The following is a 13,857-nucleotide window of genomic DNA, read 5'->3' as shown; positions in this document are numbered from 1 at the left end:
CCTCGGTAGCGCCAGGCAGCAGCCAGAGGAAGGTGATCAGGCCTTGTTGTTCAGCCGTGGCTTGCGAGGAGCCCCGCGCGCAAGACGGTCGTAGAGCCAGTCAGGCAAAAGACGCATCAGCCGCGACACAATCCCCATTTGCCAAGGAATAACCCGGTAGGAAACACCCTGCTCAATGGTCTTGCGGGCTTTGCGGGCAAAGTCTTGGGCCGGCATCAAGAAAGGCATGGCGTAAGGATTATGGGCCGTCATGGCCGTGCGGATATAACCAGGCGTAATTGTCACGACGGACACGCCGTAAGGCGACAACTCCAGACGCAAGCTTTCGCAATAAGCGATAACCGCAGCCTTGGAGCTGCTGTACGCACCCGCACCGGGCAACCCACGAATACCCGCCACGCTGGCAATACCGACCAATGAGCCCTTGCCTGCCGTTTTCATGGTGCTGATAAACGGTTCAAAGGTTGCCACCATCGCCAGCAGATTTGTCTCCACAATGGCCTTGAATACAGCAAAGTCTTCCGTTTCTTCCGTCAAAGTCCCCGCACTGATCCCCGCACTGGCAATAACCACGTCAATTCTCTGGCCCGTGAACTGCAAAAAGTCCTGGGCAGCCTGATGCAAAGCCTCCCTGTCGCGGACATCGGCAACATAAATACGATGTTCGCCCGGCAGGCTGTCAGCCAGCGCCTGGAGTGCTTCCTGCCGCCGCCCAAGCAAACCCAGGCAAGCGCCTTGAGCCGCGTACTGCTGCGCCAGCGCTTTACCCAAACCGCTGCTGGCACCCGTGATAAAGACCGTCTGCATAAGGCTGTACCCGCGCTTTACAGGAAGATCAAGGCAGCAATGCCCAGTACCAGCAACCACTTGAGCACGTAGTACAGAGTTTCGTTTTTCTTCTTTATGGCCTTGCCAAAGCGACGAACCGCATAGACCGTGCCAAAGATGCGGTTGATCCCGCCGGTGCGGTCGCCTTCCTGATTCGGGGCAGCCGCCGCACGCAGCAAAAACCCGCCTACCGCGTGATTGACCGCCTGTGCCCAGCGATAACGCATGGGGCGTTCAATATCGGCAAACAGGATAATGCGGTTCTGATCCGTCTTGTTCTCTGCGTAATGAATAAAGGTTTCATCAAAGACGACGGCTTCACCATCACGCCAATAATAGGTCTGGCCATCCACATCGATGTAGCAGTCAGGACTATTGGGTGTCATCAAGCCCATGTGAAAACGCAAGGAACCGGCGTAGGGGTCCCGGTGTCGCGGCAAGCGCGCGCCCGGCGGCAAAGAAGTAAACATGGCCGCCTTGATCGAGGGAATATCCTTGAGCAAGCTGGTGGTTACCGGGCACAGCTCGCGCGCCGAGGGATGATCGGCGTCATACCACTTCAGGTAAAAGCGCGTCCAGCCGGTTTTGAAAAAAGAGTTAAAGCCTGCATCGTTGTACTTGTCCGAAGCCTTGATGTGGCCTTCGCCAAACAAGTGCTGGGCCTCGGCGCGAATCTCATCGCAGTGTTCCAGCAGTTTGTTAAGTTCCGGGAAATGTTTCAGGTCCAGATAGGGCTGATTCGGTACCGCCGAAAAGCCATACATAAACACATTCAACGGCGCCGTGAAAGTGGAATGGTCCAGCAACTGCCGGGAAAAGCGGTGCCTGACTCGACCCCTGAAGTGCACGACAATCGTACACACAATGAATAAGGCAAGAATGAACCATTTCACGACACGATCTCCAAAGAAGAAAACTTCCACGCCCGGCTTAAAGCAGTCTGCGTGCAGTCACACGACGACGGTCGGGTCTTGTCTGAGGCAAGAACAAAAAAGGCGCACCGCCAGGGTGCGCCTTTCCAGCATGGAGCGACTTAGTGCTTCGCGAGCAGAGCGTGCAGCTCTTGAACCGCGTAAACCTTCAAGCCATCGCCATGACGCAGATACTGCAGGCCTTGCACAGCCGCTACAGCCCCCGCGATGGTGGTGTAGTAAGCCAGGTTGGCAGCCAAGGCATGTGTACGGATTGTACGCGAATCAACAATGGCGTTGCGTCGCTCTTCAACCGTATTGATAACCAGGGAAACTTCCCCGTTCTTGATCATATCCACAATGTGCGGACGACCCTCGGTGACCTTGTTCACCACCTGAACCGCCAGACCAGCCTGTTCGATGGCGCTGGCCGTACCACGGGTCGCCACCACCTTGAAGCCCAGTGAGATCAAGCCGCGAGCCACTTCAACCGCTTGCGGTTTGTCCTGAGCGCGCACACTGATGAACGCCAGACCGCCGTCAGGCAGATTCACGCTGGCTGCCATCTGCGACTTCACAAAGGCCTCGGCAAAGGAGGTACCAACCCCCATGACTTCGCCGGTGGACTTCATTTCAGGTCCCAGAATAGTGTCCACGCCAGGGAACTTTACGAAGGGGAATACCGCTTCTTTCACACTGTAGTAAGGAGGCGTGATTTCTTCGGTAATACCCTGCTCGGCCAGCGTCTGACCGGCCATGGCACGAGCTGCGATCTTGGCCAGTTGCAAGCCGGTAGCCTTGGACACGAACGGCACGGTACGCGAGGCACGCGGGTTCACTTCCAGCACGTAGACGTCGCCGTCCTGAATGGCGAACTGCACGTTCATCAAGCCCTTCACATTCAGGGCCTTGGCCATCAAGGCAGTCTGGCGCTTGATTTCTGCAACGGTTTCATCGCTGAGCGAATATGGGGGCAAGCTGCAAGCAGAGTCGCCGGAGTGGACACCTGCCTGCTCAATGTGTTGCATCACCCCGCCCACAAAGACGCGCTCGCCGTCAGCCAGACAGTCCACGTCCACTTCAGTGGCATTGTTCAGGAAGTGATCCAGCAGCACGGGCGAGTCATTGCTGACCTTGACCGCTTCGCGCATGTAGCGCTCCAGGTCTTGCTGCTCGTGCACGATTTCCATGGCACGGCCACCCAGAACGTAGCTTGGGCGCACCACCAACGGATAACCGATCTCGGCCGCCAGAGCGATCGCTTCGCCTTCAGTGCGGGCGGTACGGTTTGGCGGTTGACGCAGGCCCAGCTTGTTCAAGAGCTTTTGGAAGCGCTCACGGTCTTCGGCCACGTCAATGGATTCAGGGCTGGTGCCGATAATGGGCACGCCGTTGGCCTCCAGCGCACGCGCCAGCTTCAGGGGAGTCTGACCACCGTACTGAACAATGGTGCCGACCGGTTTTTCGATGTGAACGATTTCCAGCACGTCTTCCAGCGTCAGAGGCTCGAAGTACAGACGGTCGGACGTGTCGTAGTCGGTGGAAACGGTTTCGGGGTTGCAGTTGACCATGATGGTTTCGTAACCATCTTCGCGCAAAGCCAGGGCGGCATGCACGCAGCAGTAGTCAAACTCAATACCCTGACCAATACGGTTGGGTCCGCCACCCAGAACAATGATCTTCTTCTTGTCCGACGGATTGGACTCGCACTCTTCCTCGTAGGTGGAGTACATATAGGCCGTGTCGGTGGCAAATTCAGCCGCGCAGGTGTCCACACGCTTGTAGACAGGACGCACATTCAACTGGTGACGCAACTTGCGCACTTCCGATTCCACCGTATCGAGCAGGAAGGCCAGACGACGGTCGGAGAAACCACGGCGCTTCAGACCGAACAGCGTCTCGCGGTCCAGATCGGCCAGCGTCTTTTGTTCCAGCGCCAGTTCGATGTCCACGATCTCTTTGATCTGGGCCAGGAACCAGGGGTCGATCTTGGTGAGATTGTGAACCTCGTCCAGGCTCAGACCTTGAGCGAAAGCATCGCCCACATACCAGATACGCTCTGGACCAGGCTCGCCCAATTCGATCTGCAGTTTTTCGCGGTCGGTGGTTTTCTGGTTCAGGCCATCCACACCCACTTCCAGGCCACGCAGGGCTTTCTGGAAGGATTCCTGGAACGTGCGGCCAATGGCCATCACTTCACCCACGGACTTCATCTGAGTGGTCAGACGCGAGTCGGCCTGAGGGAATTTTTCGAAGGCGAAACGTGGCACTTTGGTAACCACGTAGTCGATGGTTGGCTCGAACGACGCAGGGGTAGCACCGCCGGTGATTTCGTTCAGCAACTCGTCCAGGGTGTAACCCACCGCCAGACGCGCAGCGATCTTGGCAATCGGGAAACCGGTTGCCTTGGAAGCCAGCGCCGAAGAGCGGGACACGCGCGGATTCATCTCGATCACGATCATGCGGCCGTTATCGGGGTTCACCGCAAACTGCACGTTCGACCCACCGGTATCCACACCGATTTCACGCAACACAGCGATCGATGCATTCCGCATGATCTGGTATTCGCGGTCGGTCAGGGTTTGGGCAGGCGCCACCGTGATGGAGTCGCCGGTGTGAACACCCATGGGGTCCAGGTTTTCAATGGAGCACACAATGATGCAGTTGTCGGCGCGGTCACGCACCACTTCCATTTCAAACTCTTTCCAGCCCAGCAGGGATTCTTCAATCAGCAGTTCCTTGGTAGGCGATGCTTCCAGACCACGACGGCAGATCGTTTCAAATTCTTCAGGGTTATAGGCAATGCCCCCGCCGGTGCCGCCCAGCGTGAAGCTGGGGCGAATGACCACGGGGAAACCGGCTGTGCCGATTTCTTCAGCAATACGCTTTTGCACCGCCCAGGCCTCGTCCATGCTGTGAGCCACACCGGACTTGGCGGACTCCAGACCGATGGAGGTCATGGCGTCCTTGAACTTCAGGCGGTCTTCGGCTTTTTCGATTGCAGCGGCATTGGCGCCGATCAGCTCGACACCGAATTTTTCCAACACACCATGTTTGGCCAGGTCCAGGGCGCAGTTCAGCGCAGTCTGACCGCCCATGGTGGGCAAGAGCGCATCGGGACGCTCTTTTTCAATGATCTTCTCTACCGCTTGCCAGGTGATGGGCTCGATGTAGGTGACGTCGGCCGTATCCGGGTCCGTCATGATGGTGGCCGGGTTGCTGTTGACCAGCACGGTCCGGTAACCCTCGGCCTTCAGGGCCTTACACGCCTGGGCGCCCGAGTAGTCGAATTCGCAGGCCTGACCAATGATGATCGGGCCGGCGCCAATGATAAGAATGCTTTTTAAGTCTGAACGCTTTGGCATAGTGCGATTTATTTATTGGCCTGGTGAGCAGCCATCAGGCTGATGAATTTGTCGAACAGCGAGGCAATATCGCGCGGGCCGGGAGTGGCTTCAGGGTGACCCTGGAAGCAAAACGCGGGGCGATCCGTCAACTCGAAACCTTGCAGGCTCTGGTCGAACAAAGAGATGTGCGTGACCTTGGCATTGGCAGGCAGCGTAGTGGCATCCACCGCAAAACCGTGGTTCTGGCTGGTGATGAACACGCGGCCGCTGGCCAGCTCCTGCACAGGATGGTTGGCACCGTGGTGGCCGTTTTTCATCTTCAAGGTCTGGGCACCGACGGCCAGACCCAGGATCTGATGACCCAGGCAAATACCAAACACAGGCAACTTGCGCTCCAGCAGGCCCTTGCACGCTTCGATTGCGTAATCACAAGGCTCTGGGTCGCCCGGGCCGTTGGACAGGAACACGCCATCGGGTTCGTACGCCAATACGTCGGCCAGGGGAGTCTGGGCAGGCACTACCGTCACTTTGCAGCCACGGTCGGCCATCAGGCGCAGGATGTTGGCCTTGACGCCGAAGTCGTACGCCACGACGTGAAAGCGGCTGCCTTCAGGCTTGGAGAAACCCTGGCCCAGTTCCCAGGAACCTTCAGTCCAGTTGTAGGGCTTGTCCGTGGACACAACCTTGGCCAGATCCTGACCTTTCAGGCCAGGGAAAGAACGAGCCAGTTCCAAAGCGCGCTCGGTATCGTCACCGACCAGGATGCAGGCACCCATGGAGCCTTTCTCGCGCAGGATGCGGGTCAGCTTGCGGGTATCGATACCGGAGATGGCCACAACGCCCTGAGCTTTCAGGTAGTCGGGCAAGGACTGGGTGGAGCGGAAGTTGGACAGGCGGGCGGGACAATCGCGAATAACAAGCCCAGCAGCATGGGCTTTGGTGGATTCGGAGTCCTCGGGATTGACACCGGTATTACCGATGTGCGGATAGGTAAGCGTAACAATTTGACCGCTGTAGCTTGGGTCTGTCAGGATTTCCTGATAGCCCGTCATGGCTGTATTGAAAACGATCTCAGCAACACAGTGCCCCTCGGCACCGATTGACACCCCTTTGAATAGGGTTCCATCCGCCAGGGCTAGGACGGCACTAGTGATAGTGCGGGACTCCTCAGGAAATAAAGACGGCAGCACGTTAAAAACCCCGGATTCTGAAATTAATATTAAACCTTCTAATTATATGCTCAAACCAAGTTTTTCCGGTAGTTTATCGGTAATAACGCTGAAACCAGGCACGAAAACATGGAAAATCGACTACAGTAGTTGATTGGTTTGATGGCTTTGCGATGGACTAGTAACAGACATGACTACTCAGCTTGACTCTCTGCGCCAGTGCACAACCGTAGTGGCCGATACCGGCGATTTTGAGGCGATGCGTGCCTATCGCCCCACCGATGCGACCACCAACCCTTCCCTGATTCTGAAGGCGGTCCAGCAGGCGACCTACCGCCCTTTGCTCGAGCGCGTCATCGCCGACCACCCCCACGCCAGTCTGGCTGAAACCAGCGATCTGCTGCTGGTTGCCTTTGGCCGTCAGATTCTGGACATTGTGCCCGGTCGTGTTTCCACCGAAGTCGATGCCCGTCTGTCTTTCGATGCCCTGGCCAGTGTCGAGCGCGCCCGTCACATCATCCAGCTGTACGAAAAAGCCGGTGTGCCGCGCGAACGGGTGCTGATCAAGCTGGCCAGTACCTGGGAAGGCATTCAGGCCGCCCGCGCGCTTCAGGCCGAAGGCATCCACTGCAACCTGACTCTTTTGTTCTGCCTGCCGCAAGCCATTGCCTGCGCCCAGGCCAAAGTCACCCTGATCTCGCCTTTTGTGGGCCGTATCTACGACTGGTTCAAGAAAGCCGCCGGCCCGGACTGGGACGAAAGCGCCAACCAAGGCGAAAACGACCCTGGCGTACGCTCAGTGCGCGGCATCTACGAATACTATAAAACCTACGATATCCCCACGGAAATCATGGGAGCCAGCTTTCGCAACGTCGGCCAGATCAAGGCATTGGCCGGCTGCGACCTGCTGACCATCAGCCCCGAGCTGCTGGGTCAGCTCGCTGCGGCTCAAGGCGAGGTTCCTGCCGTACTGGATGTGGCACGTGCCAAGGCGGTGGCCCCCGAATGGCGTGCCAGCAACGAAATTGCCTTCCGCACGGAATTGAACCAGGATGCCATGGCCACTGAAAAGCTGGCGGAAGGGATCCGCCAGTTCACTGCCGATGGCATCAAACTCGACAGCCTGATTCAGCAGGCGCGCCAGCGGACCTGACTGCTCAGCCTGACATCCGGACACAGGCGGTCTGATCGACCTGGCCAACTTGCCGGCCTGGCTCCTTGATAAAAAAACGGCTCCTGATTCAGGAGCCGTTTTTTGCGGAGCGCCACATCCATCAAGGGACTGGCAACATAACGCTCAGAGCTTTTCTGTGCCACCACCCTGAGGCCGCCAGGCCAGCAGGCGATCCTCAAACACGCTGACCAGCCCATCCAGAATCAGCGCGAAAACGGTCAGCACCACAATACCGGCAAACACCGTATTCACATCCAGTGTGCCCTCTGCCTGCAGGATCAGATAGCCGACCCCACTGGCTGAACCCAGGTACTCACCCACCACAGCCCCCACAAAAGCCAGACCGACCGAGGTGTGCAAGCTGGAAAACACCCAGCTGGTAGCCGAAGGAATATAGACGTGGCGCAGCAACTGACGACGGCTGGCACCCAGCATGCGGGCATTGTCCAGCAGCGTGGAGCTGACTTCACGCACACCCTGGTACACGTTGAAGAACACGATGAAGAACACCAGCGTCACCGCCAGAGCCACTTTGGACCAGATCCCCAGACCGAACCACATGCCGAAAATCGGCGCCAGAATGACGCGCGGCATGGAGTTGGCAGCCGTCAGGTAGGGGTCCAGCAAGGCTGCTGCACGGGGTGACAGACCCAGCCACAAGCCACATGCCAGGCCGGCAATCGTGCCAATGGCAAAAGCCAGCAGGGTTTCGCTCAAGGTCACGCCCAGGTGCAGGTAAATATCACCGTTGGTGACAAACCAGGCCCAGATCACCTTGACCACTTCCAGTGGCTGACCAAAGAAAAACGCAACTTTGGGGTCCAGCGTCAGAAAATGCCAGGCCAACAAAATAACGATGAGCAGTGAGATTTGCCAAGCGCGCAGGGCCAGCTTGGATCGAGTAAAGGATTTAGACATATCAGGCACGCTTTTGCTGGGCATAACCCTTGAGAACCTCATCGCGCAAGACGGCCCAGATCGCCGCATGCAATTCGACAAAGCGGGGGTCATTGCGCACTTCGGCCACGTCACGCGGACGTGGGAGATCGACATGGAATTCGCCAATGGGATGCGTGCCCGGCCCGGCCGACAACACCACCACACGATCACTCATGGCAATGGCTTCGTCCAGATCGTGAGTGATGAACAGCACCGCTTTACGCTGCGCCATCCAGATCTCCAGCACTTCGTTTTCCATCAGTTGGCGGGTTTGGATGTCGAGCGCCGAAAACGGCTCGTCCATCAAAATGATATCGGGGTCCCGAATCAGGGTCTGGGCCAGCATGACGCGTTTGCGCATACCACCGGACATCTGATGCGGGTAGCGATCACCAAAGCCACCCAGCCCCACTCGCTTGAGCCAGACCTGAGCACGGTCGCGGGCCTCATCTTGCGGAACACCGGCAAATTCCAGTCCGGCCATTACGTTGGACTCGGCACTGCGCCAGGGCATCAGCGCTTCGCCCTGAAACATATAGCCCGCACGCTCATTCACCCCTTGCAAAGGTTTACCGAACACGCGCACTTCGCCCGACGAAGGGCTCAGCAAGCCCGCCCCTACGTTCAGGAGCGTGGACTTGCCGCAGCCCGTTGGGCCTACCACCGAGACAAACTCGCCTGGAGCAATGCTCAGGCTGGCGTCACGAACAGCCGTGTATGTACCTTTGCCATCACGGGATGCAAACACACAGCTGATGTTCTCTAAAGAAAGTGCTGCTTCAGACATTGGGGTACTTCTTGTTGGCATTGTCAGCAAATTCGTTGGTGTAGATCTTGCTGATATCGATCTTGGCGGGGTCCAGATTCGGCACGAACGCAGCCAGGGCCTTCAAGGCGGTGGAAGGACCGTCTTCATCGACCAGGCCATCGGGCGAGAGGGATTCCTTATTGGCATCCAGACACTGCTTGTACAGCTCCACATCACCCAACAGATAGGAGGCGGGCACCGTCTTGGCAATGGTTTCGGCATCATTGGCCTGGATCCACTTGTCGGCGCGCACGATGGCATTGGCCAGAGCCTGGGCCGTTTTCGGGTTCTGAGTGATGAAGTCTTCCGACGCGTACAAGCAGGCCGAGGGCATATTGCCGCCAAAAATGGCCTTGGTATCGGCAACGGTACGGGTGTCAGCGATGACACGCACTTCGTTTTCCTTGAGCAAGGTGCCGATGACGGGGTCCAGATTGGCCATGGCATCGATCTGACCCGTACGCATGGCGGTAACGGCACCGGCGCCAGCGCCCACACCGATAAAGGACACATCCGAGGGCTTAAGTCCGTTTTGCTCCAGATAAAAATTGACCATCATATTGGTCGAGGAGCCCGGCGCGGTGACACCGATTTTCTTGCCCTTCAAATCAGCCGGCGACTTATAGTCTGGCATCGTTTTGTTGGATACAGCCAGAACAATGGCGGGAGCGCGCCCCTGCTGCACAAAGGCACGGTAGAACTGGCCTTTGGACTGCAGATTGATGGTGTGTTCAAACGCACCAGACACCACATCTGCACTGCCACCCACTACGGCCTGCAGAGCCTTGGAGCCACCCGCAAAGTCTGCCACTTTGACTTTAAGGCCTTCGTCCTCGAAGTAGCCATTGATCTCGGCAATGGACAAAGGCAGGTAATAAATCAGCGCCTTGCCACCGACGGCAATCGTGATGTTCTTTTTTTCCACTTCCTGTGCACGGGCCAGCGTCGGCAACGACAGGGCCAGCCCCGATGCTCCAACCAGTTTGAGTGCATGACGACGTGTCAGTTTCATGGCAATCCCCTTCTTGTTGTTGGTCATTAACTATTTAGGCTTGATACTTATACTAAAAACAAAAGGGGGATACCCCCCTTGTCCGCTACGCGGTCAAACCTGTTCAAGTGGCGCGACGCTCCATCAAGGCCCAGGCAATGGTGCTGGGGTCCACATATTCCAGCTCGCTTCCGGCTGGCACACCGCGGGCCAGACGGGTCACTTTCAAACCTTGGCTGGTCAGCATCTCCGCCAGATGGTGGGCAGTGGTTTCGCCCTCTGCGGTGAAATTGGTCGCTAGTATCACTTCCTGCACCAGGCCATCACCGGCTCGCTCTAGCAAGCGGTCAAATTGCAAGGCGTCCGGGCCTATGCCTTCCAGCGGCGTCAAGCGCCCCATCAGGACATAGTAAAGGCCTCGATAGCCATGCGTAGCCTCGATCATGTTTTGATCGGCAGGGGTCTCCACCACACACAACAACGCCGGATCACGGCGGGGATTGGCACAGGTCTCACAAATGGGCTGGACGGTGAAACCATTGCAGCGCTGGCAGTGCTGCAGTGCTGTCGTGGCATGTTCAAGCGCACGGCTCAATTGGTCGGCACCTACCAGATCGTGTTGCAACAAATGGTAGGCCATGCGGCGAGCGCTACGCTCGCCCACACCGGGTAGCCGACGCAGAGCCTGGATCAGAGCCCGAAGAGGTTCGGGCTCTGCGATCTGCGGTTCGTTCATCAGAACGGAAACTTCATACCGGGAGGCAGTGGCAGGCCAGCGGTCACGCCCGCCATTTTTTCCTGCGAGGTGGCCTCGGCTTTGCGCTGTGCATCGTTAAAGGCAGCAGCAATCAAATCCTCCAGCATCTCTTTATCGTCTTCCAGCAGGCTGGGATCAATGGAGACACGGCGCACATCATGGCGGCAGTTCATGGTGACCTTGACCAGACCACCCCCGGAAACGCCCTCGACCTCGATATCGGCCAAGGCTTCCTGGGCCTTTTTCATGTTTTCCTGCATTTGCTGCGCCTGGCGCATCAAGCCGGCAATCTGACCTTTCATCATGGTTTGGTTTTCCTGATTGATAGAAATTGACAAGGGGCCTTTCAGGCGGCCCGAACCAAAGGAGTGGCCTTGATCGATCCGGCTTTGACACTGGCATCAAAGTCCTGGATCAGGCTCAAGACAAAGGGGTCCCGGGCAACCTGCTCTTCGGCCTGTCGCTGGCGCTCGGCCAGCTTGGCCTGCTCCACGGCATGCGCGGTCGCATCGCCCGTATCCCCGTATTCGATCACCAACTGAATGGACTGGGAAAAGTATTCCGACAATACTGTGCGCAAACGCGCCTTGCCCTGGCTGCCTTCAGTGGCCTTGATTTTGGCACGCAAGTGGATTTCCTGCCCTTTCACCCCCAGCCATTCGCTTTGACGGGCAAGCTCGGCAGCCCAGCCACTCAAGGGCAAGCTGGTTGCCACGTCGGGCCAGGTTTCCGGTTTCATGCCGCCCAAACGGACCGCGCGCGGGCTGTCCGAGCCACTGTGCGGCACCGGCAGGCCCAGCTCGGTATCCGGCATGAAGCGATCAGACATGGACACCGAAGGCACATCGCCCTCTTCTTCGGCAAGAGCCGCGTCCATATCCAACGGCTGATAATTCTCGAATTCTTCGTCCATGCCCTCGGACAACCAGGCGGGCTCTTGCAGACCGTCCTGCAGGGAGGACGCCGGCGCGGGGGGCTGTGCCACAGCTTGCACACGGGCGGCCGCCTGCGATGACATCAAAGCTTGAGCGCCGCTCTTGCCGGGGACCTTGGAGGGCCCGGCGTCGGACTCTGTTTGAACTGATATACCCGGTTCAGGGGCGGTGGAAGCTGACACGGCGGAGGCGGACTCCTCTGCACTACCACCTACCGCGACGCTCGCAACGGATGACGGCTGATTGGTCACCCCTTGTTCGTCAGCACCAGCATCCTGCGCGGCGGACAGTCCCGAATCCTGAGAGGCCATTGCTGCTGCAGACCCGGGCATCTCCTCCCAAGCCGGTACGAAATCGTCGTCTGCAGAAACCGATTCTGCGACGGGAGCAGACTGAGCCGCGTGAGCACTGACGGGATCAGCAGCAGGAGTTCCGGCAGAAGCCGACACCTGTGGTTGATGAGACCGCGCCTGGGAATCGGCGGACGTATGGGTCGTTCGTGCCGTTTGCGTTTCTGTCTGAAGGCCTTGCGTGGCTTGCTGTACCGACGCAGCAGAAACGGCCACCGCGCCAGAGACAGCCGAAGCTGTCTCCATCCCTGAAGCGGACGGCCCCGTTTCAGAAACAGAAGTAGCCTGGCTCGCAACAGCCCCCTCACCGGACGGCCCTGCCGGGGGAGGCACATGCGCCGACACAGGCTCGGGCAACAGGGCCAGCATGCGCAGACACGCCATCACAAAACCGGCGTACTCATCCGGAGCGAGGGACAATTCCTGACGGCTGTGCACGGCGACCGAATAAAACAGCTGCACATGATCGGGCGAGAGCATGGGCGCCAATTGCCGCACGGCTTCTGCCAAGGGGTCATCATCAGAAATGGTACCGGGGATGCGCTGCTCGATGGCGATACGGGACAACAAGGTAGCCAGATCAGCCAGAGCCCCGGCATACGACAAACCACGCAATGCCAGATCATCGGCCACAGCCAGGATGGCCTGCGCATCGTAAGCAATCAGCGCTTGCAACAATTGCGCCAGATGGCGTTGATCAATCGTGCCCAACATGGCTTGTACAGCCTGAGCGCTAAGGTCGCCTGCACTGTAGGCAATGGCCTGATCACTGAGCGACAAGGCATCGCGCATGGACCCATCGGCAGCCTGAGCCAGCAAACGCAAGGCAGGCAGCTCGAACTGCATGCCCTCTTGAGTCAGAATGTCCTGCAAATGCCCCACAATCGCAGGCACGGTCATCTGCTTCAGATTAAATTGCAAACAGCGCGACAAGACCGTGACCGGAATTTTTTGTGGGTCCGTCGTGGCCAGAATGAACTTGACGTGCGCAGGTGGTTCTTCCAGCGTCTTGAGCATGGCGTTAAAGGCGTGCCCGGTCAGCATGTGAACTTCGTCAATCATGTAGACCTTGTAACGACCCGAGCTGGGGGCGTAGACCGCCTGCTCCAGCAACTGGGTCATCTCTTCCACGCCCCGGTTGGACGCCGCATCCAGCTCCACGTAATCAATAAAGCGGCCAGCATCAATCTCGGTACAAGCGCGGCACACGCCGCAAGGCTTGGAGGTAATGCCGGTTTCGCAATTGAGCGACTTGGCCAGAATGCGCGACAAGGTGGTCTTGCCCACACCGCGTGTGCCCGTAAACAGCCAGGCGTGGTGCAGGCGCTGGGTATCCAGGGCATGGGTCAAGGCGCGCACCACGTGGTCCTGACCCACCAGGGTGTCAAAGGAACGAGGGCGCCACTTGCGGGCCAGAACGAGATAGGTCATGCGAATTCCGGACGGCGTGAACCATCAATACAAATAAGCGAAAGGAAAAGTGTACCGGATTCGGTGCTGAAGGGAAGCAGATAGACCGGGCGCGTGTAACCCGACAAGCAAATGAAGTGGCGAGCCTGACTCCGGCACTGATTCTGCACGGCTGTGGCTGCTTCGTTCCCGACCTGACCAGATTCACCGCCGAACCATGCGGAGGGGCCCGCCGACA

11 protein-coding genes and 1 other RNA gene are annotated in these 13,857 nt (G+C 58.1%); 1 reads left to right on the top strand and 11 read right to left on the bottom strand.

The window, feature by feature from the left end:
* Positions 1–36 precede the first annotated feature (36 nt).
* The 4 genes from RSQ48_RS04235 to carA form a co-directional block, all read right to left on the bottom strand.
* Entirely contained in the window at positions 37–807 is a 771-nt protein-coding gene (locus tag RSQ48_RS04235) for an SDR family oxidoreductase (RefSeq protein WP_240209018.1), read from the bottom strand.
* 17 nt (positions 808–824) lie between these two features.
* Positions 825–1,721: a lipid A hydroxylase LpxO gene (gene lpxO / locus RSQ48_RS04230; protein WP_059318718.1), complete on the bottom strand. Its 897-nt coding sequence runs from the start codon at positions 1,719–1,721 to the stop codon at positions 825–827.
* Between the two features lie 140 nt (positions 1,722–1,861).
* A complete protein-coding gene (carB, locus tag RSQ48_RS04225; RefSeq protein ID WP_240209017.1) occupies positions 1,862–5,104 on the bottom strand; it encodes a carbamoyl-phosphate synthase large subunit in 3,243 nt (1,080 codons plus the stop codon).
* Positions 5,105–5,112: 8 nt separating this feature from the next.
* Complete coding sequence (gene carA / locus RSQ48_RS04220) at positions 5,113–6,276, bottom strand: glutamine-hydrolyzing carbamoyl-phosphate synthase small subunit (protein ID WP_039943727.1); 1,164 nt, start codon at positions 6,274–6,276, stop codon at positions 5,113–5,115.
* A gap of 169 nt (positions 6,277–6,445) precedes the next feature.
* Between carA and tal the strand changes: the two genes are divergently transcribed.
* On the top strand, positions 6,446–7,408 hold the full coding sequence (tal, locus tag RSQ48_RS04215; protein ID WP_059318717.1) for a transaldolase: 963 nt from the start codon (positions 6,446–6,448) through the stop codon (positions 7,406–7,408).
* Between the two features lie 144 nt (positions 7,409–7,552).
* Here the strand turns inward: tal and RSQ48_RS04210 are convergent, their stop codons facing one another.
* From RSQ48_RS04210 to ffs, 7 genes are all read right to left on the bottom strand, one after another.
* Positions 7,553–8,347 (bottom strand): ABC transporter permease, encoded by a 795-nt coding sequence (locus RSQ48_RS04210; RefSeq protein ID WP_003803390.1) that lies wholly within the window; start codon positions 8,345–8,347, stop codon positions 7,553–7,555.
* A 1-nt stretch (position 8,348) separates the two neighbouring features.
* The gene (locus RSQ48_RS04205; RefSeq protein ID WP_059318716.1) at positions 8,349–9,155 is read right to left on the bottom strand and encodes an ABC transporter ATP-binding protein; all 807 of its coding nucleotides are present in this window, start codon (positions 9,153–9,155) and stop codon (positions 8,349–8,351) included.
* Positions 9,148–10,188 (bottom strand): ABC transporter substrate-binding protein, encoded by a 1,041-nt coding sequence (locus tag RSQ48_RS04200; RefSeq protein WP_131071350.1) that lies wholly within the window; start codon positions 10,186–10,188, stop codon positions 9,148–9,150. Before RSQ48_RS04200 ends, RSQ48_RS04205 begins: the two co-directional genes overlap by 8 nt.
* A gap of 103 nt (positions 10,189–10,291) precedes the next feature.
* On the bottom strand, positions 10,292–10,903 hold the full coding sequence (gene recR / locus RSQ48_RS04195) for a recombination mediator RecR (protein WP_240209016.1): 612 nt from the start codon (positions 10,901–10,903) through the stop codon (positions 10,292–10,294).
* On the bottom strand, positions 10,903–11,229 hold the full coding sequence (locus tag RSQ48_RS04190) for a YbaB/EbfC family nucleoid-associated protein (protein ID WP_003803398.1): 327 nt from the start codon (positions 11,227–11,229) through the stop codon (positions 10,903–10,905). The genes recR and RSQ48_RS04190 overlap by 1 nt, the downstream gene beginning before the upstream one ends.
* Before the next feature lie 41 nt (positions 11,230–11,270).
* Positions 11,271–13,640 (bottom strand): DNA polymerase III subunit gamma/tau, encoded by a 2,370-nt coding sequence (gene dnaX / locus RSQ48_RS04185; protein ID WP_415302182.1) that lies wholly within the window; start codon positions 13,638–13,640, stop codon positions 11,271–11,273.
* A gap of 115 nt (positions 13,641–13,755) precedes the next feature.
* An RNA gene (gene ffs / locus RSQ48_RS04180) (signal recognition particle sRNA small type) lies at positions 13,756–13,853 on the bottom strand.
* Positions 13,854–13,857 lie beyond the last annotated feature (4 nt).

The organism is Alcaligenes sp. SJTW-7, assembly GCF_047716895.1.
GTDB classification, from domain to species: Bacteria; Pseudomonadota; Gammaproteobacteria; order Burkholderiales; family Burkholderiaceae_B; genus Alcaligenes; species Alcaligenes ammonioxydans.
The sequence above is the reverse complement of the archived record's forward strand: the minus strand, read 5'-3'. Positions and strand labels throughout refer to the sequence as shown.